This is a genomic window from Bacillus sp. 5w2, assembly GCF_054353775.1.
Map to the genome: position 1 here is coordinate 44,715 of NZ_JBTIWT010000006.1, position 21,867 is coordinate 66,581.

Sequence of the window (21,867 nt, forward strand, 5' to 3'; positions counted from 1 at the left end):
TTGTCAGCTTTTTTTCATAATCGTAAATAAATTTTCTGTGTAAGGGTTTGAAAACATTTCTGCTTCATCTAATAACTTCCTGACCTTTAGAAACGAATGCAATTCTGGATATATATTTTGTAATTTTTCGTACGTTAACGTATGCATTTTCCCCCAATGCGGGCGTCCCTCATACTTTAGAAAAATTTTCTCCACCTCACCAAAATAAGCAGCATACTTCATACCTTTATACATATGAACAGCAATATACGCTGAATCCCTTCCATACGCTGGACTGAGCCATATATCATCCCTTTTCACATAACGGCATTCAATTGGGAAGTGCACTTTATACTTTTTCTTTTCAATAAGGTTTGAAATTTCTTCTACAACGGTCCGCATATACTTTGAAGGAACGCTATACTCCATTTCATAAAATGGAACCGCACGCGATGTAGCAAATACTTCATAACTCGGGCCGATTATTTTTGTATTCGGTACAGCTTTAGCCGATAATCGACTTACTCCTTTACTTATAGAAGGAAACCATTTACACCCTTTAGATAACAAAGAAAACATCTTATTTTCAAGCAACTCTACCTTTAGTTTATGCCATTTCAAATCACTTTTTTTACCCGTTGTTTCGTTTGTAAATTTCACTTGTACTTCATCTGAATAAGGAAAAACAAAAAACTCAAAATGGCGATTCTTCTTATATTCTTCTAATTTGTTCATTACAGTAGATAGTGACTGTTTTTCACTTTCATACACAAGTGAATACGCCCCGATAACTTTCAATTTTATCTTTACAATGATACCAAGCATCCCAAGCGACAACTGAAAGGCTCTCCAATATTCCACATTCACAGTTTCCGAACAAACTATACTCTCACCTGTAGATAAAACTGCGGTAATCTCTATAACTTGTGTTGATAAACTCCCAAAGGTAACACCCGTCCCATGAGTTCCCGTACTAATCGCTCCTGCAATAGATTGCGAATCAATATCCCCTAAATTTTCTTGTGCATAACCTTTTTCTTCAAGTAACTTCCCTAGGTCATATAGCTTTGTTCCTGCCCACACTTCAACGGTCATCTTCTCCGCATCAATATTCACAATGCCCTTCAATTCATCTAAAGAAACTAAAATTTCTTCCGTTTGCACAAGAGGTGTAAACGAGTGCCCTGAACCAACAACACGAATTTTCTTCCCCTTTTTTCGCGCAAGTCCTACAACTTCTACTACATCTTGTATACTTTCTGGATACATCGTATAATGCGGCGTTCCTTCTACATTACCTGTCCAATTTCTCCATTTTTGTCCCTTTATAGAAAGCATTGGCCATCCCCCCGATATGTTGAATACTTCCCAACAATCTCTCCTTCTTTCACACGATATAAAAAAGGAAACCGCTCACATAATTCTCCAGCTTTACTATGGCGAAACAAGATAGAATCTCCTATCTCTACTCGTTCCTCGCCGTTATAAAAAATCGGTGTTTGTACCTCGCCAGCACCTTCTAAAGCTAATAGTTTGGCACCATTTGGCATCCAAACCTCAGGTTCTTTATCTTTCCCAGTTGCGCCTGAGGCAATATATCCACCACCTAGACAAGTGTAAATAGTTGGGGCTGGTTTACGCACAACTGGTAAAGCAAATCCGACAGCTGGATGAAATTGCACTGCTTTATAATAATCAAACAGCTTCGGGGCATAAAAAGCAGAGCCTATCGTAATCTCTGAAACTGAATGATCTTGCTCAGTTGTTTTTATACTTCCTGTGCCGCCCCCATTTACAAACCTTAGTTCAATACCTAGATTTTGTATTTCTTTTACGATATGGCCTCTTCTTTCTTTAACTTCTAACACTGATTTCTTCTTTAAATATGAAATCACTTTACTTTTCACTCGTTGATTCGGTATGCGATCTCCTACCCCAGCAATTTGGGCTTCATATCCCATTACACCATCTAGTATTAAAAACGATGATTCTTTCACCCTTTTTACTATTTTCAAAGCACCTTGTACATCTTTTACCGGTGATCTTTTGACCCCAAAATGAAACTTTACAAAACGACTACTCATATCAATATCCAAACAAACACGAAAATACCCTTTAGACTTCTCAGCAATTTTTTCTAAATAAACAATATGATCTTCACAATCCACCATACAAGTTATAATGAGCCCTTGCTTTGTTAACAAACTTATTTCATGTAACGCTCTTTCATCATAAGCAGGATATCCGAGCAATAAATCATTGAATCCTTGTTCAATTAAAAACAAAGCCTCCCTAGGTGAAAAACACATAATACCTTGAAATCGATCATTTGCAGCTAAAATCTTTTGCATAACCGGAACAGAACGTAACGATTTACTCGCTATACGAATCTTCTTATTTCCACTTAATTCTATAATCGATTGAATATTTCTATCTAAAGCTACTTCATCCAAAAATGCACACGGTAATGGAACCTCTTTAAAAATTCCTCGATCCACATTTTTTCTCTCCTCTTTTCTATATGTCTTATACATATTGGAAAGAAAGTTTAAATTTCCTCTTACAAAATAAAAAAGTTTCTTCCTATTAAGAAGAAACTTTTTTAGGACTACTTCATAGAAATAGTCGCCTCTACTGGATAATGATCAGAGTAATCATTATATGTATATTTTTTGAGCCATGATGTAACAGTCCACTGCGGAGATTTCGGTTGTAATACTTTATTCTCTATAAATGATGGATTCGCATGGTCTTTACTTGCAATAATATAATCTAAATACTCAGCAGGGCTATCAGGGAAATTGTATTTCGCAATACTATTTGTCGTCGCATCCCAAGTCGCTGTATGTCCTGTATAAGATGGAATAGAAGCGTGCAATGTTTTGAACATGGATGCGTACTCTGAGTCTCTATTGTTCTCTGCATTTATTTTATTCACGTTCATATCACCACCAAATAGGACGTACTCATCACTTGGTATATTCTTATTTTTAATAAAGTCTTGAATTTCTTTTAACTGGTTTGTACGTACAGATGCAGGTGAAGTTTTTCCGCACATACTATCTTCAGCCTGCAAATGCGTCCCAATCACATGAATGAAACGATCATTTTTCTTGATTTTCGTGTATACAAATCCTTTATTTGATAAATTATCTGGCCCGCATCCGTTTGCAAATACATATTGAATCTTTTCAACGATCGGCCATTTACTTACGATTGCAACGCCCCCATCTTCAGGAGTTGAAGATGAATAGCTACCTAACGTTTTATCCCATTCATTTCCGTTACTACGACCTAATACCGCTGTTTGATTTGGATATTCTTTCTTCAAATTCCCTAACAAACGATCTGAAGCGCTATTATCAAACACCTCATTTAATATAACAACATCTTGATTCTTAATATAATCCGCTGCTCCGATTAAATCCGCACGCTCACTTTGTCCCCAGTTCGGATATAAGTTTGTTGATAGCATGTACACGTTATGTGTCATCACTTTTAAAGTATTATTTTGATTTGTAGACGTTTCTGCTTGAGCTGAAGATCCTCCGTATAAAACTCCTAAACCAATCCCAAAGCTAAGTACACCTTTTAGCAATTTTCCTTTCACTTTTCATACCTCCATGTGTATAGTGATAAAAAGGCCAAATACTCTATTATGAGATTTGACCTTTTTTAAATACTTAACGATCTCCGTACGTATCAAACCAAAGCTGAATGTATCCGGCAGTAACACGTTGTGCATCCATTAAACGCTTACCTGTCATTGGTGTAACTTCAGCGCGCCATTTATCTGCATATTCTTGTGACACAGCTGCTCTTACGAACCAATCTTTCGTATTATCATTTACAATGCCAGCATAATCTTGTTTCGCAACTACTGCCGCTCCATGAATCCAATCTTCTGGATTTGTACCTTTCCAGTTCCAATATCCATTTCCATCTGTTACTTTATAATTATCTTTTATCGTATCTACAAAGTTTTCATATTTAGAATGGAATCCTTGTGGATACGAAAGATTTGTAAAGTTTGCCGCATGCATCGGTTGGTTTACATCTCCTAAATAATGAAGAGATAATCCTAAATAGAAGAATGCTTGTTTCATATCTTTATTTTTGTATGATTCACCAGCTAATTTAAAATATTTAGCTCCAGTTTCCTTCGCCTGCTTTGCATATGGAATATACGTTTTCCCATTATCAGGGTCATAGAAGTGTGAAGCAAATGTGCTATTATCATAATAAGGATTTTCATAGTCAGCAGCATAAATACCATTTTCTAATTCCGTACGCCATTCATTTAATTGTGCAACTCGATCTTGTTTTACAAGTGTTGTATTGCGAGACATAATATCAATCGCACGGTTTACAATCCATAAATGAGAGTTTACGCCTTCTTTATGTTTATCTTCAGCAGACCAGCGGTGAACTATTTTTATTTTACTTCCCCCATCATTTTCATGAGCAAATGCAACACTTTGTAACGGAGCTACTAATGTAATAGCTGCTGCTAAAGCAAGTACTTTCTTTTTCATCTGAAATCCTCCATTTTATAATTGAATTATTGTAAACTTTTTGTTAGGATCCTATGATGCCGTCCGGTTAACCTATGACTAGAATATCCCACCTTTCATGAAATTTCTATCACTAAATTAAAATATGCAAATGTTCATATCATTATAACTTTATACATAGTGAATATAATGAATGCATGCACTTATATTGTAATAAAGTATTGTTAAGCTACTGCAAATGCTTGTCTAATGTAATGTAAAAAAGAGTAAAGCATCCACATGCTTTACTCTTTTTTTCTATTCGATAATATACTTGGCAGCTGTACATTAACTGCCAACTTATGAATAAACCCAAACACTAGTCCAATCCCAATAAATATGTATAAGATTGTAAATACCTTTCCAAAATCAGTTTGCGGACTAAAATTCCCATCACCGACAGTCGTCAACGTGACCACACTAAAATATAAAGCATCAAGAGGACGTAATCCTTCAACTGTACTATAAAAAATCGTACCGGATGTTAATGTTAAAAATGTTAATACGAATAATACTTGAAATTCTTTATCTTTCCACGCTCGTAAACAAGCTTTTAGCATCCGTTTCAATGTCAACATAAATGAAAGCATTAGACTTCCCCTTCCAAACAAAATACCTTTATTTAAAGGAAAGTCTATCACCTTTCTATATAGAAAAAAAGTAGCCCTCTTCTATTTCTAGAAAAGAGCTACTTTTTACTATTCTCTATTATTTAGGTGAAACAAGGATTTTCACTTGTGTTTTATCTTTTACAAGTGCTTCAAATCCTTCTTCAACAACTTGATCCACTGTGATTTTTTTCGTAATTAATTTCTCTGCTTGAATTTGGCCAGAGCTAATTAATTTAATAACAGCTGGGAAGATATGACGGTATCCAAGAATACCGATAACTTCTTTTTCTTTTAGTACAAGGTTGTTTGGCGTAATTGTCGCATCTTTTTCCCACACACTAACAATTACAGTTTGTCCTTCAAAGCTTGTACTTTCAATTGCTTGACGAAGTACTACTTCAACACCTGTTACTTCGAAGCTCACATTTACACCTAAACCATTTGTTAAGTTACGAATTTCTGCTAATACATCTTGAGTAGCTGGATTTAATACGTAATCCGCACCTGCTAATTTCGCTAACTCTTGACGTTCTTTAGAAAGTTCAACTGCAATAACAGGAGTTGCTCCTGCTGCTTTAGCCGCTTGAATGACAAGAAGTCCAATTGGACCACAACCAAATACTGCTACAGCTTCCCCTTCTTTTAATTTACTTTGACGTACTGCATGAACTGCTACAGCTGCTGGTTCTACAAGTGCACCTTGTTCATACGTCATTTCATCTGGAATATGGTGAACCATATCTTCTGGTACTACTGTATATTCAGAGAAACCGCCGCCTTCTCCACCAAGACCGTGGAAAACAAGTTGTTCACAAACATTGTAATGTCCATGTTTACAAGCTTCGCATTTACCACAAGAATAAATTGGTTCTACAACGACGCGGTCTCCCACTTTATGAGATGTAACGCCTTCACCGATTTCAACTACCTCACCACTAAACTCATGACCTAAAATAACCGGTGCTTTTACATGTGTTAATGGGTGCTCTTCTGTTGGAATAAAAATAGGTCCTGCTAAATATTCATGCAAGTCTGTCCCGCAGATACCACACCATTTAACTTTAATCTTAACTGCTCCTGGTCTTACAGTTGGTTCTGGTACTTCTTCTACTCGTACATCACGTTGATTATGCCAAAGTAATGCTTTCATTTTATACATCCCTCTCTACGTATATACTTAACCTGGTGAAGTTTACAAATCTATTATAATACTTTCATCCATATATTTCAAAAAAACAATCTCATTTCCACTAAATTTTAACAAATAACGTTCAATATTTTGTCACTTTGTACTTTTTTCCACATCTGTTAATTCAATTTCATTGCGGTTGAAATTAGCATTATGCCATAATAGCATAGGAGAGGTGAATATCGCTTGAAATATTTTATTTACTTTATTGTTATCGTAGCGTTTCTAGATACATTTTCACAATTACCTATTATGAGTACGTTCGCTCAAAGTCTTGGAGGATCTCCTCTTATTGTTGGGCTAGTTGTCGGTATGTACTCATTCGCTAATATGATCGGTAATATTATTGCTGGCGCTGCCGTCGATAAATTTGGTGCAAAAAAAATACTTTATATAAGCATGGGATTTACGAGTTTCATAGTCTTGTTATACACCGTTGTTCAAAGTGGTGAACAACTATTAGTTGTGCGCTTTATGCACGGCTTTAGTGACGGATTTTTAATTCCTGCTGCCTTTACGTTTTTATCAAAACAAACAAATTCAGCAAGACAAGGTAAGGCAATGGCTCTATCTGGTGCTGCTGTTGGAACAGCGGCAATTGTAGGACCTGCTTTCAGTGGGATTATGAAAGCAACTGCTGGTATAGAGTGGGTGTTCATTACCATTTCTATTTTAATGGTCCTTGGTACAATCGTATCTCTATTCTTCTTACCAAATAACGTATCAAGAAAAGATACTTCAAGAACACAAATGATGAACAAAGAAGATATGATTGAACTATTGAAATCAGAACCGTTATTACAAGCATATATTGGTGCTTTCACACTAATGTTTTCACAAGGGATTGTCACTTATATGTTACCAGTGAAAGTTGAGGCATTAGCACTTAAAGCATCTACAACAGGCATGATGTTAAGTGTATTCGGAATTACCGCTATCCTCTTCTTCTTACTGCCAACAAACCGTATTTACGATCGATTTAATCGTTCAAAACTCATGCTAATTGGGATTGCAGTAATGGCATTCGCGTTATCTTTACTTGGATTATTCGCAACAAAAGGTATGCTCTTTATTGTTATGATGATTTATGGCATTGGATTCGCTATCCTCTTCCCATCGATAAATGCATTACTTGTTGAAAATACGACAGATGATAAGCGCGGAAAAGCATTCGGATTGTTTTATGCTTTCTTCTCATTAGGAGTTGTTGCTGGATCCTTTACAGTTGGAGCAATAGGGGCATCCCCTAGCGTCAGCTTCGTTATTGGAACTGCATTCTTATTAACATTTGCTGGAATGATTTATGTAAGAAGCAAAATAAAACGTAAAATAAAAAGCAAAGTAAAAAAGACAATGATGGGATAACTCCATCATTGTCTTTTTTAAAATGCATACTGATATAACCCGTAATATAATGGCAGAGTTGGGATAATACCAATTAATTTAAATATAAAAGGTAGCGGGTCATCCTTCTCTTCATATAAACGTAAAACAAAAACAGCACTTAAAGTCCAAATAACGCTGAACACGAAAATGCATTTCCAAACGAGTGAGGTTAATATCTCTACATCAAAGACAAAACCAAATAGCCCAATCCACGTAATTATAGTCACTATAAAATCAAACTTTTGAATTGGTGTTTGAAACATACCCCTTACTAACGAAGTAATAGTTAATATCGCTACAATGACTAAATAAACTTTCCACAACATAATGATAAACTCCTATTCAACTTTTAACTTTCAATAAGCCGTATTTAATAAACAATATGGCATTATGTTTTTCATAGAGATAATACAATGGATAACAAAATAAGAAGAAAATAAGTACAGTTGGTACATCGTCTATAATAGAAAAATAATTTACTAGTAATTCCTTAATACTCTCTCCAATTATAATAAACAGTGGGATTATACAAATTGCTGCTAATATTAAGCACGGTGTGATCCTCATTTCTTTTAGCCTCGCTTTACAGTGTGGACACTTGAATGAAAAAGGATGCGGGAGATCCATAATATGTTGCGCAGTAATATTCCCTTCACACTGTGGACATTCGATTATTTCGTTCATTTAGTTCACTCCTTTCTATCCATAAAAAGAGCCCTATCGAATAGAGCTCTTTTATTGCCGAATATATTACTTTTATGTATAGCCAAGTAACAATGTAAATAAATTAAACTGTAAAGGCAATACTATATTGCTTCTTTTACAATGAAAGTGTATAAATACCAACGATACTTCGACAATTTCCTCGGAAATATTTCTTTTCCCCACATAATTTGCTACACTACATATGAACAGACACTTGTATTACATAAGCTAAAATAATAACCTAATGTACAAAATAAAAGGCACATTCTTCATATGAAGAATGTGCCTTTCGTTTATTAACGTCTAATCCAAACAGCGCCTGCTGATTTATCCTCTGCCTGTCCAACAACTTGGAATTTAAGTCCAAGGTTTGGAACTTTTCTTCCCGCGTCTGCAATTTGTTTGTTACTATATACTTTTGAATCATCAAAAGTTGTAACACCTTGTAATCCAGAATAGTTAAACTGTCCACGTGTTAATGAATTTACACTCCATGCTGGTGTTTGATCAAACGAAAATGCAGCGTCCGCAATTTGCATACCTGTATTACCGTACGCTGGTTTCCCATTTAAATTACCAACAAACGCTTCTGGATGAGAGTCTACAACCCCAAGGAAGCCTTCACCTGGATGCACCCCAACCCAGTTATCTTTAAAGCTATCATCTGCATACCAAACGACAAGACCTGTATTATACACTGGACCTTTTCCTGCTTTTAATCCATTATCTGATCCCGCATAGTTTCTCCACTCTAAGTAGTAATAATGAGCTTTTTTCTCTGTCCCATCAGAAACAACGAATCCATTTAACTGCATTTTAGATGTTCCTTCTGCATCATCAGAAAATACTACTTGTCCATCAACAGTTACATTTACATTATCCATCGCGAAACCTTTATATGTTACAGCTGGATCTGTAATATAATCGAATTGCAGTTTCACTTTTTTCCCTTTAAATTGACTTAAATCGTATGATTTATCAATCCATTTTCCGTCTGTTGTATCTTTATCTCCTTGGACTACTTTTTCTCCAAGTCTATCAATTAATGTTTTCGTTCCATCTTCTGTTACTGCATGCACTTCGACAAAATCGCACTCTGCTTCTAACTCATAATTTGCTTTATAATCGAATTTTGCATTTGTTCCTTTTGTTAAATCCAAGAACGGTGTTTCTAATGTTGTATGCATATCATCGCCTCTTGTACTATAATATGCATGCTTTCCAAACTCTGGTTTAATCGTTTCAACACTTTTACCTGGTAAGTTAACACGTACAACGCCTGGACGATTGGATTTCGTAACACTTTGATCAATATATGTAGGAACTCCTACACCACGCTTAATTTTATCGTAATCTACTTCTAAAATATTTGCCCAGTTGCCACCCATATTCTTTTGTAAGAAATCTTTATTTTGTGGTGAGAAACTAGTTGGCTCTGTTCCTGCAATTTTCCCTGTCCAACTACCTCCGCTCATTAATGACCAAGCTTCGACTGGTGAACCAGTTCCAGTATATTTCGTGTCATATTCATCCGGTAAGCCAAGGTCATGTCCAAATTCATGCGCAAATACACCTACTGCTCCATCCTCTGGTTCAATTGTGTAATCATGCGCTGCTACTTTTCCACCAAAGTAATCTACATTTGATTTTGTACCTTCAATCGCTACTGGATCTATCGCTAGTTTTGAACGATGTGACCAAATTGCATCATCACCTAATTTACCGCCACCAGCTTCTTGACCAACACCAGCATGGATTACCATTAAATGATCAATTACACCGTCAGATTCATTTTGATTTCCATCCCCATTTGTATCATATCTATCAAATTGATCAAATTGAGATAAATCTAGCCCTTTCTCAGCAGCTGCATGTAAAGCTTCTTTCACTAAATCACGTGCGCCTTTTGGTCCTTTATTATCGTGACCACTACTACCATCAGCACCGTAGTCAGACGCTTTCCCTGGGACAGTTAGCCATTCCGTTACATATCCATCAGTCGTATAACTACCGCCAGACTGCTCTTCGTAATATTGTTTAAACGTTTTTACTTTCGAACCATCAAATAACGTGTATGGTTCATTACCAAATAACATCTTTTGATAATGCTCTCTACTAAAGTCATTCGAATACATATACCCTGGCGTTTGATCAATATTATTATGTTTATAATCACTAAATTCAACGAGTAATACTAATACTTTATCATTTCGAACAGATCCCTTATATGGTGCTTGCTTCGCTTTAGAAGTTGGGACTTGTCCATTCAATTGCTTTTTATTTGGTTCTGGCTTTTGCTCAGGGCTAACATTTTTTTCAGGTTTTTTTACCTTTTCCTTTTCTTCCATCTTTTTCTCTTTTACTTTTTTCACGAAATCAGATGCCTCTTTAGCAGTATCCGCTGGAAGAATTTCTTTATTTGCCTGATCGCCTTGTTTCTTTTCAATATACTTTTCTACAGCTTTTTTCGTTTCTTCTTTAGAAGATGCTGGATTAATTGTTCCTCTTTCTTTCAACGCTTCCGCTAAACGGTCTTCTTGAATTAAATTGTAATCAATTGGTGTTGTAGATGCATTGTCTTTCTCTTTTGCTGGCGTTTCTGCGTATGCTAATGGAGCACTCATTACAGATGTACATCCAATAATTGCCGCAATTGCTAATGACGATAACACTTTAAATGGCGCTTTTCTTCTCATTCTATTTCTCCCCTTTTATAAAACTTAAAATTCAGATAAATAAGTGCATTTAAATCGAAATCCCTATTTTCTGCCCTCCCTATATAAAAAGGCATAATTCTATAAACGTTAAGCTTTCTGTTATAGAATCATGCCCCTCCAGTTTTCTGGTCAGAACTTCTACCTTTTTATGTCGAAATATGAAAAATAAAAAGTGATTTGATATATATTAAATAGCTTATATAACAAATTTAAAAGACAATATGCAAAATTGCATGAAAATTCTTTTAAATAAAAAAAGAACCCTAGTCAATTAAACTAGGATTCTCGATTTTCTATTATTTCTCTTGTGTTTTTTCCCAATCAGCTAAGAACTTCTCAATTCCTTGATCTGTTAATGGGTGCTTCACTAATGAAGCAATTACGTTTGCTGGAATTGTTGCAATATGTGAACCGTTTAATGCTGCTTCTGTTACGTGAACACTGTGACGTACAGATGCTGCAATGATTTCTGTTTCAATACCGTGAATTGCAAAGATTTCTGCGATTTGGCGGATTAGGTCCATACCGTTATGACCGATATCGTCTAAGCGACCTAAGAATGGTGAAACGTATGTTGCACCAGCACGAGCTGCAAGTAATGCTTGAACTGCTGAGAATACTAATGTAACGTTTGTACGAATTCCTAAATCAGAGAATGCTTTTACTGCTTTTAAACCTTCCGTTGTCATTGGTACTTTTACAACAACGTTTGGAGCAATCTTCGCTAATTCTTTTCCTTCTTCAATCATTTTATCAGCTTCTAAGCTAATTACTTCTGCGCTTACAGGTCCTTCTATAAAGCTGCAAATTTCACGAATACGCTCATGGAAATCTACGCCTTCTTTTGCTACAAGTGATGGGTTTGTCGTTACTCCAGCTACTACGCCTAATGCATTTGCCTCTTTAATTTCATTAATGTTTGCTGTATCAATAAAGAATTTCATTTGTTATTCTTCCTTCCTAATTTTCAATTTATATTTATTTGTTTTTCTTAATAAGCTCTAATTCAATCGGAATAGATTTGTCCACTTTTTTACCTTGCGTGATTTCTTTTGCTGTTTGCATCGCCTTCTCCCCGATTAATTCCGGTTTTTGAGCAACTGTTGCAGCCATACGCCCATCTTTAACCGCTTTTACAGCATCTTCTGTTGCATCAAACCCAACAACGACTACATCCGTTTTTCCAGCAGACTTCAATGCTTCAAGTGCACCTAATGCCATCTCGTCGTTATGCGCAAACACGGCTTTAATATCACCATTTGCTTGTAAAATGTTTTCCATAACAGATAATCCTTTAGCTCTGTCAAAATCAGCCGCTTGTTTGGCAACTACTTTTAAAGACTTATCAGCTACGTTATGGAATCCTTTCCCACGTTCACGAGCAGCAGAAGATCCAGGGATTCCTTCTAACTCAGCAACATTTGCTCCCCCGCCAACTAATTCACGAATGTAATCACTAGCCATTTGACCACCTTCGATATTATTAGATGCAATGTGAGAAACAACCTTACCTGAATTCGCAACGCGGTCTACTGTAATAACGGGAACATTTGCTGCATTTGCCGCACTTACTGCTGAAGCAACAGCATCTGAATCGGTCGGATTAATAACAACTACATCGACACCTTTTTGAATTAAATCCTCAACATCGTTCGTTTGCTTTGCTGCATCATTTTGTGCATCAACAGCAATCAATTCAATGCCGCTTTCTTTCGCTTGCTTTTCTGCTCCTTTTTTCAAAGTCACAAAAAATGGATTGTTTAAAGTTGAAACAGAGAATCCAACTTTAATAGTTTTATTTCGACCTTTATCGCTAGAATCCTTTGCCCATTCTGGTGGTTCCATTGAACAACCAGCAGTAATGACCATAATACATGCAACGAGTATAAGTAACCATTTCTTCATGCATTGTCCCTCCATTATGCTTCTTTTCGACGATCAATTAATACAGCTAGTAAGATTACAAGTCCTTTTACAACTTGTTGGAAGAAAGAAGATACGCCTAATAAATTTAAACCATTATTTAGTACACCGATAATAAGTACACCGATGAATGTACCAACAATCCATCCTCTTCCCCCAGAAAGACTTGTTCCGCCTAATACAACTGCTGCAATTGCATCTAATTCGTAAGAAGTACCTGCAGTCGGCTGTGCAGAATCTAGTCGTGATGTTAAGACAATACCTGCAAGCGCTGCCAAAATTCCGGAAAGACCGTAAATCATTACTTTAATTCTCGTAACATTAATACCTGATAGTGCTGCTGCTTCTTCATTTCCACCAATTGCAAATGTACGGCGACCAAATGTCGTTTTCTTCAAAATAAAGTACAGTACTGCGAAAGCGATCATCATTGTAACAGCTGGTACCGGAATACCGAGAAAATAACCGCGACCAAACATTTGGAACATTAAATGATCCCCAAGACCAGTGATCGGACGTCCGTCCATATAAACAAGCGTCAACCCACGAAAAATAGTCATTGTTGCTAAAGTTGCAATAAATGGAGCTACTTTTCCCTTCGCTATGATGATACCGTTTACAATTCCCATTACAAGACCAGCTAATAATCCAACTGCCATCGCAAGGAACGGGTCCATGCCACTTGCCATCATTCCAGCAACAAGTGCACTTGATAATGCTAAAATAGAACCTACCGATAAGTCAATACCCCCTGTTAAAATTACAAAGGTCATTCCGAATGCAATAAGCGCATTAATCGATACTTGACGCAGTATATTAAATAAATTTGGAATTTCAATAAATGCTGGATTTAAAGCTGTAATTACTACAATAATTAATACTAGTCCAATTAAAGACCCAAGTTGTTGTAATACATTCCCCTTCTTAGCCATCCTTACTCTCCCCCTGTAGCTAGTGCCATAATAGACTCTTGTGATGCCTCATCTTTCTCTAAAATGCCGCCGACTTTTCCTTCATGAATAACAAGAACGCGATCACTCATCCCTAAAACTTCTGGAAGCTCAGATGATACCATAATAACGGCATCTCCTTGCTCAGTAAGCTTATTCATAATAGAGTAAATTTCTTTTTTCGCTCCAACATCAACACCCCTTGTTGGCTCATCTAAAATGAGTAGCTGCGGGTGGATACCTAACCATTTTGCAATAACTATCTTTTGCTGATTTCCACCAGAAAGAGATTTCACCGCTTGCTCTCCACTAGCTGCTTTCACATTAAGAAGTTTCATCATGTCCGCTGTAAACTGTTGTTCTAGTTCGTTACTTAAGACACTTCCCTTTGAAAGATTTTCTAAATTCGGTAAGGCTAAATTTTCTCGAATTGAGAAATCTAACACTAACCCTTCAGATTTTCTATCCTCTGTAATGAATGCTATTCTTTGTCTAATCGCATCTATCGGACTATCAATCTTTACTTCTTGTCCATTTATAAGAATTTGGCCAGAATCTAAAGGTTCGTATCCAAATATTGCTTTCATAATATCTGTACGGCCAGCTCCCATCAAACCAGCAACACCAAGGATTTCACCTTTTCTAACTTGAAACGAAACATTTTCAAACTTCCCTTTTTTCGTTCCGTTACGCATTTCAAAAATAACATCGCCAATTTGACTATTTCGTTCTGGGTAACGTTCACCAATGCTGCGCCCCACCATCATACTCACTACTTCATCAAACGATGTTTCTGGAATTAACCTCTTTCCTACGTATTCCCCATCACGTAAAATCGTAATAGCATCACATATTGAAAAAATTTCTTCCATTCGGTGTGAAATATAAACGAACGAAACGCCTTCTTTACGTAATTTATTAATAACAGTAAACAACGTTTCAATTTCACGATCTGTTAATGCAGCTGTAGGTTCATCCATAATAATAACGCTCGCGTTTGTCATTAGCGCTTTCGCAATTTCGATAATTTGCTGTTGTCCAACCGATAACTCTCCTGCCAACATCGCGCCTTTTACATGTAAACCTAACTCCGCTAGTTGCTGCTGCGCAATCGCGTTCATTTGACGCGTACGTAAAATACCTGTCTTCCCATACATTAACTCTTTACCGAGAAACATATTTTCAGCTACTGTTAAGTTCGATAATATGTTCAATTCTTGATGTATAAATGCAATACCGTACTCTTCAGCTTCTTTCGCATTTTTAAAAGTTCGTTCTTGTCCATCAATCTTGATTGTTCCACCATCTTTTTTGTATACACCTGTTAAAATCTTCATGAGCGTTGATTTACCCGCTCCATTTTCCCCCATCAATGCATGGACTTCCCCTGTTTCAATCATAAACTGTGCATTCTTCAAAACAGGATTGCCATTGAACGCCTTTGAAATATTTTTCATTTCAATACGCATTCCCATCACTTCCCTTTATTAAAAAATCACGCCTGCATGTAAAATTACATTGGCATAAGGCGTAGCCTCTCCTGTACGAATAATCGCCTTCGCTTTCTTCGTGTGCTCTTTAAATTGTTCATGCGATACATATTCAAATGCTGGTTCTATTAATTTCAGCTCGATCTCTTGATTTACTTCCGCATTATTATTAATGACTTCTTCTGCTAACGTTACTTTTTCAATTGCCATATCATCAGCTACCACTTGCAATACGTCTAAAAAGCTAGGTTTTCCAATCTCAACAGCTAAATCAATTCGTTTTACTCCGTCAGGAATTGGTAACCCGCAGTCTGCGATTACAATCGTATCTGTATGTCCAAGTGAAGCAAGGACTGATGCAATCTCACTGTTTAATACACCGTGCTTTTTCATCCGACAATCACCTGCACTTCACGTACTCTATCTCTCGTTGGCATACCGCCCTGTGCTCCAAGTTTCGTTACAGAAAGACCACCAGCAACATTCGCAAAACGAATTGCTTTTTGAAGTGTTTCTCCTTCAGAAAGCGCAACTGCTAATGCACCATTGAATGTATCACCAGCTCCAGTCGTATCTACTACATCAACAGCGATGCTAGGAACATGTACAATCTCCGTACCATTATGGAAACGAACACCTTTAGAACCTTCTGTCATCAATAGTTTATTTGGATATTTAGCCAATAAATCTTCAATTGGTGATATGAAATCATCTAATACGATGCGGCACTCATGTTCATTTGGTGTAATATAAGTTGCCTTTTCTAAAATATCTTCTGATAACACTTGTGCTGGCGCTGGATTTAACATAACTGGAATATTATGCTCCTCACAAATAGCCAATACATATTTTACTGTTTCAAGTGGAATCTCTAGTTGAAGAACAACCATATCTGCTTTTATAAGAAGATCTTTTGAACGATCTACAACCGACTCATTTACAAGAGCATTCGCCCCTTGCACGACAACAATACTGTTATCCTCTTCTGCTAAAACGATATGAGCAATTCCTGTCGCCGTATCTGTAACCGGTACCACATAGTCGATAAAAACGCGTTCGTTCTCTAAATTGTTCCTAACTACAGTTCCATAATTATCGTTTCCAACTGCTCCAACCATCGCTACATTTGCACCTAATCTAGCTGCCGCAACCGCTTGGTTGGCTCCTTTCCCTCCTGGAATTGTATGAAATGCTTCACCAATTACTGTTTCTCCTGCTTTCGGACGTTTTTTTGAAACAGCCACTAAGTCCATTGAAATGCTACCTACTACTGCAATATTTGGCATCTGTTTCATCTCCTTACTTCGTTGTATTTCGTTCTATAATTTCAATCGGTAAACGATAGTGTTTCTCTTCTAATGCGTTCCCTTCCATCTGCTCTAATAACAGCTCTGTTGCAATTTTCCCCATTTCATAAATTGGCTGTGCAACAGTTGTAATAGATGGATACATCATTTCTGTTAAAGAAATTCCATCGAATCCGATAATTTGTAAATCATCTGGAATAGAAATCCCCTTTTGAAGTGCAGCCTTTACAATACCTATTGCAATTAAATCATTCCCTGCAACAATTCCATCAATATGTGGGTATTCTTCTAATAATTCCACCGCTACACGCTCACTATTAGCTGGATCAAATGTACTCTCTGCAATCATATAAGAAAGATTATTTTTCGTAATAACGTCTACAAAACCTTCAAAACGTTCATTCGCTGTACTCACATCACGTGGTCCACGAATATGTGCAATATGTTTGCAACCTTTGTCTAATAATAACTTTGTAGCAGCCTGACTTCCCGCATAGTTATCTGCATATACAGTAGGAATACGCTCATTAAACATACGGTCAATCGCAACGACTGGTACTGACAAATTCATGTAATTAACACTATTTTGTGGATTTGTGGCTACAATAAATCCATCCACATTATTTTGCCTAAGTACATCAATATATTGCTTTTCTTTCTCTAAACTCTCATCAGAGTTACAAAGTACAACTGTGTATCCTTGCTTATGCGCAACATCTTCTACGGCACGTGCAACTTCTGGAAAGAATGGATTCACGATATTTGGAACAACTAAGCCAATTAAACGAGATTTTTTATTATACAGTGAACGCGCTACTGTACTAGGTTTATAATCTAGCATCTCAATCGCTCGTTCTACTTTCTTTAATGTATCTTCATGAACATATCCATTTTTATTTAACACTCTGGAAACGGTCGCAACAGATACTCCCGCTAATTTTGCAACGTCTTTAATCGTACTCATTCTCTTCCCTCTCCATTCCATGTAACCGTTTACAGAAAATAATATAACGTATTTCTAGAAATACGTCAATCATTTCTCACAAAAAAGCTTTTAAGGTTATACTCAAAAAAAAGCACCGCCATAAGGCGATGCTTTTTCATTACGAATATGATACCGTTTGTTCTTTTTCCTGTGCAGCAGGCTCTTCAGCGCCTTTTTTACGATCTGATAGTTTAATCTTCTGTAAGAAAATCGTAAAGATGGCACCCACTACTATGAATACTAATCCTGTTAAGAATACAGTATGAAGCGAGTCTACTAAAGAGTTTTTCAAAATTGGTACAATGCTGTTAGCGAATGCTTCTGGCATTTGTTTTAATGCCTCTGGACTAAATAACATCGAATATAAACCTTGTGGATCTGTATGAATCATATCTTTAAATTTTGTTACCATTTGTCCCGCTTCTTTCGGGAATGTATCTAATACAGGTACTAAATTCTTTGTTAATGTTGTACCTGAAGTATTATTCATGATTGATCCTAAAATTGTAATACCAAATGTTCCACCGATTTGACGGAAGAACTGACTTGATGATGTTACGACACCAAGATCTTTTTTCGGGAAGCTTTCTTGTAACGCTAATGTTAATGTTGGCATTACAAGACCCATTCCTAAACCGATAACCATCATATAAGAAGTAGCAGTTAGTTTAGTTGTGTGCATATCCATCGTTGTTAATAACCAGAATCCTCCAGCCATAATAAGCATTCCTGTAATAATTTGTGGTTTTACACCAACTTTTAATACAAGTTGCCCGCCGATAATACTCATCACAATCATTGTAATCATCATTGGCGTCATAATTGTACCTGATTCAGCAGCACTTACTCCTACAATTCCTTGCATGAAGAATGGTACGAACATAATAGCACCGAACATTCCAATACTCATAAAGAATCCAATCGCATTTAGTAATGTAAATGTGCGATTTTTAAAGAAATGCATCGGTAAAATTGGTTCTTCTGCTTTCGTCTCAACGATAATAAAGCTAACGATACCAATTACAGCTAATGCAAATAACCCGATAATTTGCCAAGAATCCCATGGGTAATCTTTTCCACCAAACGTTAATGCAAGTAATAAACTTACAACACCGAGAATCATCGTAAAGATTCCAGCGATATCAATTTTAATTGGTCCCGTTTGTTTATGTGATTTTAATCCCATTGCGATAAAGATTGTTGCTAAAATACCAACTGGTAAGTTAATGTAAAATACCCATCTCCAGTTCACTGCGTCTACAATCCAACCACCAACTTGTGGTCCAATTACAGAAGCAAGACCGTATAACGCACCAAAAATACCTTGCCATTTCGCACGTTCTTTTCCCGTGAACATGTCTCCAATAATAATCATAGCCATTGGCATCATAATACCGCCACCAAGACCTTGAATACCACGGAAAATGATTAATTCTGTCATACCATTTGCCATACCACATAACGCCGAACCAACCATAAAGATAACTAGCCCTGTTATATATACGTTACGACGACCAAGTAAATCCGCTAATTTACCTGCAATTGGTACAACTGTCGTTGATGTTAACATATAAGCTGTTGTTAACCACGTCATTAAGCTTAATCCGCCTAGTTCACCGACGATACGCGGCATTGCTGTACCAACAATTGTTCCATCTAATGCAGCAAATAGCATCGCGATTATTAAACCGATTAACAGCAACTTTCTATTTATATTTTCTTGTTGCTCCATGTAATCTCCTCAATTCCTCTTAGTTATTCTCTTTTTTCTCTTGTGTCCCGCAAATAATTGTTTCTAACTTCTCAAAAAGACGTAATAAATCTTCTCTTTCTTGTAACTCTAAGTGTGAAAAATATTTTGCAATATGCTCATTACGAGCAGTCATTGCCTCTTCTACTCTAGCTTTCCCCTTTTTTGTTAACTCAATGACGACAACACGACGGTCATCTTTGTCGTGATAGCGTTCTACAAGCTCTTGATCAATTAGACGATCGATCATCACTGTAATTGCACTAGGCTTTACATACATCTTTTTTGCTAATTTTGTCGCTCTTGAAGCTCCATAATGATCTAAAATCTTTAAAATATAAAACTGTGGTGGTGTAAGTCCTGTTGCTTGCATTTGTTCTAATAACTCTGTCTGCATTTTCTTTCCAATCGAAAAGGCAAGAGCTTGAATTTTATCGATATGCGTCATATCATTTGGCATGTTATCCACCTCTTATTTAAACAATAAAATATTTAACGTATTTAAATATTAATCCCGCGAACAAAATCCGTCAACACTTTTTATTTATAAAAACGTTTACATTTTTGTCACAAAGTTGTATAATTTTCGTCGAAGTTAATATTGACAGTCACGGAGAATCGGAGTACAAGGCTATGAATCATAAAAAAGGGAACTTTTTTATATTTCATGGCCTTTTTATATTCTTCTGAACCACAACACTTCGAATTAATTAGGGGAGGATTTTCATTTTATGTTTTTCACACAATTATTTAAACCTGCGCCCCACGCGGAACGCTTACCAGCTGATCGCGTTGATAGCGAATACCGTAAACTACGTTTACAAGTATTCTTAGGTATCTTCATCGGGTATGCAGGTTACTACTTTGTTCGAAAAAACTTTTCACTAGCAATGCCATACTTAATCGAACAAGGCTTTAGTAAAGGAGAACTTGGGGTTATCCTTTCAGCAGTATCTATCGCTTACGGATTAAGTAAATTTCTTATGGGTATCGTATCCGACCGTTGTAATCCTCGCTACTTTTTAGCAGCTGGGCTATTTTTATCAGGTATCATTAATATTATTTTCGGCTCATTTTCTTTCATTACAACGAGCATCATACTTATGTTTGTCCTTCAGTTTTTAAATGGATGGGTACAAGGTATGGGCTGGCCTCCTTGTGGCCGTACGATGGTTCACTGGTTCTCTATTAGTGAACGTGGTACAAAAATGTCTATTTGGAACGTCGCTCATAACGTCGGCGGCGCACTTATGCCTTCACTCGTTACATTAGGCCTATATTTCTTTGCAAATGACTGGAAGAGTATTTTTTACTTCCCAGGTATTCTTTCAATTTTAGTTGGTATTTATGTGTTAATTACGATGAGAGATACACCTCAATCTTGCGGATTACCTTCTATAGAGGAACATACTGGGGAATATCCATCAGATGAAAAAGTAAAAGATCGAGAACGTGAACTTTCAGTAAAAGAAATTTTATTTACATACGTACTAAACAATAAATTTTTATGGTACATCGCTATTGCGAACGTTTTCGTTTATTTCGTACGTTACGGCGTTGTAGACTGGGCTCCTACTTATTTAGTAGAGGAAAAAAGTTTTACTCATAGTAGCTCTCGCACAGCTTACGCTTTATATGAATGGGCTGGTATTCCAGGTACACTTCTTTGCGGATGGATGAGTGATAAACTGTTTAAAGGGCGCCGCGCACCTGCTGGTATTTTATTTATGGTCGGTGTATTCATTGCCGTTCTCGTTTATTGGCTAAATCCTGCCGGTCACCCAATTATTGATAGTATCGCACTTGTTTCCATTGGATTTTTAATTTATGGGCCCGTTATGTTAATCGGCCTACACGCACTAGACTTAGCACCGAAAAAAGCTGCTGGAACTGCAGCTGGTTTAACTGGGTTCTTTGGTTACCTAGGTGGCGCTACTTTTGCTAGCGCAGCTATGGGCTTTATTGTAGATGCATTTGGATGGGATGGCGGATTCATTTTACTCCTTGCTTCTTGTGTGCTCGCAATGTTCTTCCTTGCCCTTACTTTAAACACAGGATCTGCAAAACAAAAACAAGCTTAAGTACTAATATTATTCTTATCAAAAAAAGAGAGACTGTTCTTTCCAGAACACCTCTCTTTTTTCTACATATAAATCTTTTTTCTTACAAAAGATTTATTCTCCTCTTTTTATATGTTAGCGTTTTCAACTAACTTCAATCCCCTATATAACAGCATTCAATCTCTGTATAAAAAGATTTTTGAATATTTTCTCAACTTATGCTTGTCAAACATTGTCAATTTATATTAAAATAACAACAACA

At 36.6% G+C, this 21,867-nt stretch carries 20 protein-coding genes; 2 read left to right on the forward strand and 18 right to left on the reverse strand.

The window, feature by feature from the left end:
- Positions 1 to 3: 3 nt before the first annotated feature.
- The 6 genes from ACXY7N_RS13305 to bdhA all read right to left on the reverse strand — a co-directional run bounded on the left by ACXY7N_RS13305 (position 4) and on the right by bdhA (position 6,293).
- Positions 4 to 1,317: a D-arabinono-1,4-lactone oxidase gene (locus tag ACXY7N_RS13305; protein WP_016133630.1), complete on the reverse strand. Its 1,314-nt coding sequence runs from the start codon at positions 1,315 to 1,317 to the stop codon at positions 4 to 6.
- Positions 1,305 to 2,477, reverse strand: a complete 1,173-nt coding sequence (locus ACXY7N_RS13310; RefSeq protein WP_367888297.1) for an amino acid deaminase/aldolase — start codon at positions 2,475 to 2,477, stop codon at positions 1,305 to 1,307. The genes ACXY7N_RS13305 and ACXY7N_RS13310 overlap by 13 nt, the downstream gene beginning before the upstream one ends.
- A 110-nt stretch (positions 2,478 to 2,587) precedes the next feature.
- Positions 2,588 to 3,589, reverse strand: coding sequence for a sphingomyelinase C (sph, locus tag ACXY7N_RS13315; RefSeq protein WP_016089283.1), 1,002 nt, complete (start codon positions 3,587 to 3,589; stop codon positions 2,588 to 2,590).
- A gap of 73 nt (positions 3,590 to 3,662) precedes the next feature.
- Positions 3,663 to 4,514, reverse strand: coding sequence for a phospholipase CerA (cerA, locus tag ACXY7N_RS13320; protein ID WP_016133628.1), 852 nt, complete (start codon positions 4,512 to 4,514; stop codon positions 3,663 to 3,665).
- 263 nt (positions 4,515 to 4,777) lie between these two features.
- The gene (locus ACXY7N_RS13325; RefSeq protein ID WP_000948239.1) at positions 4,778 to 5,122 is read right to left on the reverse strand and encodes a potassium channel family protein; all 345 of its coding nucleotides are present in this window, start codon (positions 5,120 to 5,122) and stop codon (positions 4,778 to 4,780) included.
- A gap of 118 nt (positions 5,123 to 5,240) precedes the next feature.
- Positions 5,241 to 6,293 carry a (R,R)-butanediol dehydrogenase gene (gene bdhA, locus ACXY7N_RS13330; protein WP_000645834.1) on the reverse strand — a complete coding sequence of 351 codons (1,053 nt, stop codon included), beginning with the start codon at positions 6,291 to 6,293 and terminating at the stop codon, positions 5,241 to 5,243.
- Between the two features lie 225 nt (positions 6,294 to 6,518).
- On the opposite strand from bdhA, the gene ACXY7N_RS13335 reads away from it, so the two are divergent.
- Positions 6,519 to 7,697, forward strand: a complete 1,179-nt coding sequence (locus ACXY7N_RS13335) for an MFS transporter (RefSeq protein WP_488592429.1) — start codon at positions 6,519 to 6,521, stop codon at positions 7,695 to 7,697.
- A 17-nt stretch (positions 7,698 to 7,714) separates the two neighbouring features.
- Here ACXY7N_RS13335 and ACXY7N_RS13340 read toward each other — a convergent pair whose 3' ends face one another.
- From ACXY7N_RS13340 to ACXY7N_RS13395, 12 genes are all read right to left on the reverse strand, one after another.
- The gene (locus ACXY7N_RS13340) at positions 7,715 to 8,044 is read right to left on the reverse strand and encodes a hypothetical protein (protein WP_488592430.1); all 330 of its coding nucleotides are present in this window, start codon (positions 8,042 to 8,044) and stop codon (positions 7,715 to 7,717) included.
- Positions 8,045 to 8,060: 16 nt separating this feature from the next.
- Positions 8,061 to 8,402 carry a hypothetical protein gene (locus tag ACXY7N_RS13345; RefSeq protein WP_016089287.1) on the reverse strand — a complete coding sequence of 114 codons (342 nt, stop codon included), beginning with the start codon at positions 8,400 to 8,402 and terminating at the stop codon, positions 8,061 to 8,063.
- A gap of 317 nt (positions 8,403 to 8,719) precedes the next feature.
- Positions 8,720 to 11,119, reverse strand: coding sequence for a M6 family metalloprotease immune inhibitor InhA2 (inhA2, locus tag ACXY7N_RS13350; RefSeq protein WP_098485834.1), 2,400 nt, complete (start codon positions 11,117 to 11,119; stop codon positions 8,720 to 8,722).
- A gap of 317 nt (positions 11,120 to 11,436) precedes the next feature.
- Complete coding sequence (fsa, locus tag ACXY7N_RS13355) at positions 11,437 to 12,084, reverse strand: fructose-6-phosphate aldolase (RefSeq protein WP_000667669.1); 648 nt, start codon at positions 12,082 to 12,084, stop codon at positions 11,437 to 11,439.
- Between the two features lie 34 nt (positions 12,085 to 12,118).
- Positions 12,119 to 13,045, reverse strand: coding sequence for a ribose ABC transporter substrate-binding protein RbsB (rbsB, locus tag ACXY7N_RS13360; RefSeq protein ID WP_016089289.1), 927 nt, complete (start codon positions 13,043 to 13,045; stop codon positions 12,119 to 12,121).
- A 14-nt stretch (positions 13,046 to 13,059) separates the two neighbouring features.
- The gene (locus ACXY7N_RS13365) at positions 13,060 to 13,995 is read right to left on the reverse strand and encodes an ABC transporter permease subunit (protein WP_001074641.1); all 936 of its coding nucleotides are present in this window, start codon (positions 13,993 to 13,995) and stop codon (positions 13,060 to 13,062) included.
- Between the two features lie 2 nt (positions 13,996 to 13,997).
- Positions 13,998 to 15,482: a ribose ABC transporter ATP-binding protein RbsA gene (gene rbsA, locus ACXY7N_RS13370; protein WP_488592431.1), complete on the reverse strand. Its 1,485-nt coding sequence runs from the start codon at positions 15,480 to 15,482 to the stop codon at positions 13,998 to 14,000.
- Between the two features lie 18 nt (positions 15,483 to 15,500).
- A complete protein-coding gene (rbsD, locus tag ACXY7N_RS13375; protein WP_016089292.1) occupies positions 15,501 to 15,896 on the reverse strand; it encodes a D-ribose pyranase in 396 nt (131 codons plus the stop codon).
- Complete coding sequence (gene rbsK / locus ACXY7N_RS13380) at positions 15,893 to 16,789, reverse strand: ribokinase (RefSeq protein WP_016133622.1); 897 nt, start codon at positions 16,787 to 16,789, stop codon at positions 15,893 to 15,895. The genes rbsD and rbsK overlap by 4 nt, the downstream gene beginning before the upstream one ends.
- Before the next feature lie 13 nt (positions 16,790 to 16,802).
- Positions 16,803 to 17,774 (reverse strand): ribose operon transcriptional repressor RbsR, encoded by a 972-nt coding sequence (gene rbsR / locus ACXY7N_RS13385; RefSeq protein WP_016133621.1) that lies wholly within the window; start codon positions 17,772 to 17,774, stop codon positions 16,803 to 16,805.
- Positions 17,775 to 17,913: 139 nt separating this feature from the next.
- Positions 17,914 to 19,527: an MDR family MFS transporter gene (locus ACXY7N_RS13390; RefSeq protein ID WP_016089295.1), complete on the reverse strand. Its 1,614-nt coding sequence runs from the start codon at positions 19,525 to 19,527 to the stop codon at positions 17,914 to 17,916.
- Between the two features lie 19 nt (positions 19,528 to 19,546).
- The gene (locus ACXY7N_RS13395; RefSeq protein WP_016089296.1) at positions 19,547 to 20,005 is read right to left on the reverse strand and encodes a MarR family winged helix-turn-helix transcriptional regulator; all 459 of its coding nucleotides are present in this window, start codon (positions 20,003 to 20,005) and stop codon (positions 19,547 to 19,549) included.
- Between the two features lie 271 nt (positions 20,006 to 20,276).
- Between ACXY7N_RS13395 and glpT the strand changes: the two genes are divergently transcribed.
- Entirely contained in the window at positions 20,277 to 21,626 is a 1,350-nt protein-coding gene (glpT, locus tag ACXY7N_RS13400; RefSeq protein ID WP_016089297.1) for a glycerol-3-phosphate transporter, read from the forward strand.
- Positions 21,627 to 21,867: the final 241 nt, after the last annotated feature.

Excerpts from the sequence above, each read along its gene's own strand:
- ACXY7N_RS13390 (WP_016089295.1), bottom strand. The coding sequence starts at position 19,527 with ATGGAGCAACAAGAAAATATAAATAGAAAGTTGCTGTTAATCGGTTTA.
- rbsB (WP_016089289.1), bottom strand. The coding sequence starts at position 13,045 with ATGAAGAAATGGTTACTTATACTCGTTGCATGTATTATGGTCATTACT.
- ACXY7N_RS13345 (WP_016089287.1), bottom strand. The coding sequence starts at position 8,402 with ATGAACGAAATAATCGAATGTCCACAGTGTGAAGGGAATATTACTGCG.
- rbsR (WP_016133621.1), bottom strand. The coding sequence starts at position 17,774 with ATGAGTACGATTAAAGACGTTGCAAAATTAGCGGGAGTATCTGTTGCG.
- rbsK (WP_016133622.1), bottom strand. The coding sequence starts at position 16,789 with ATGCCAAATATTGCAGTAGTAGGTAGCATTTCAATGGACTTAGTGGCT.
- ACXY7N_RS13325 (WP_000948239.1), bottom strand. The coding sequence starts at position 5,122 with ATGCTTTCATTTATGTTGACATTGAAACGGATGCTAAAAGCTTGTTTA.
- ACXY7N_RS13305 (WP_016133630.1), bottom strand. The coding sequence starts at position 1,317 with ATGCTTTCTATAAAGGGACAAAAATGGAGAAATTGGACAGGTAATGTA.
- ACXY7N_RS13340 (WP_488592430.1), bottom strand. The coding sequence starts at position 8,044 with ATGTTGTGGAAAGTTTATTTAGTCATTGTAGCGATATTAACTATTACT.
- rbsA (WP_488592431.1), bottom strand. The coding sequence starts at position 15,482 with ATGCGTATTGAAATGAAAAATATTTCAAAGGCGTTCAATGGCAATCCT.
- cerA (WP_016133628.1), bottom strand. The coding sequence starts at position 4,514 with ATGAAAAAGAAAGTACTTGCTTTAGCAGCAGCTATTACATTAGTAGCT.
- ACXY7N_RS13395 (WP_016089296.1), bottom strand. The coding sequence starts at position 20,005 with ATGCCAAATGATATGACGCATATCGATAAAATTCAAGCTCTTGCCTTT.
- rbsD (WP_016089292.1), bottom strand. The coding sequence starts at position 15,896 with ATGAAAAAGCACGGTGTATTAAACAGTGAGATTGCATCAGTCCTTGCT.
- fsa (WP_000667669.1), bottom strand. The coding sequence starts at position 12,084 with ATGAAATTCTTTATTGATACAGCAAACATTAATGAAATTAAAGAGGCA.
- glpT (WP_016089297.1), top strand. The coding sequence starts at position 20,277 with ATGTTTTTCACACAATTATTTAAACCTGCGCCCCACGCGGAACGCTTA.
- inhA2 (WP_098485834.1), bottom strand. The coding sequence starts at position 11,119 with ATGAGAAGAAAAGCGCCATTTAAAGTGTTATCGTCATTAGCAATTGCG.
- ACXY7N_RS13365 (WP_001074641.1), bottom strand. The coding sequence starts at position 13,995 with ATGGCTAAGAAGGGGAATGTATTACAACAACTTGGGTCTTTAATTGGA.
- bdhA (WP_000645834.1), bottom strand. The coding sequence starts at position 6,293 with ATGAAAGCATTACTTTGGCATAATCAACGTGATGTACGAGTAGAAGAA.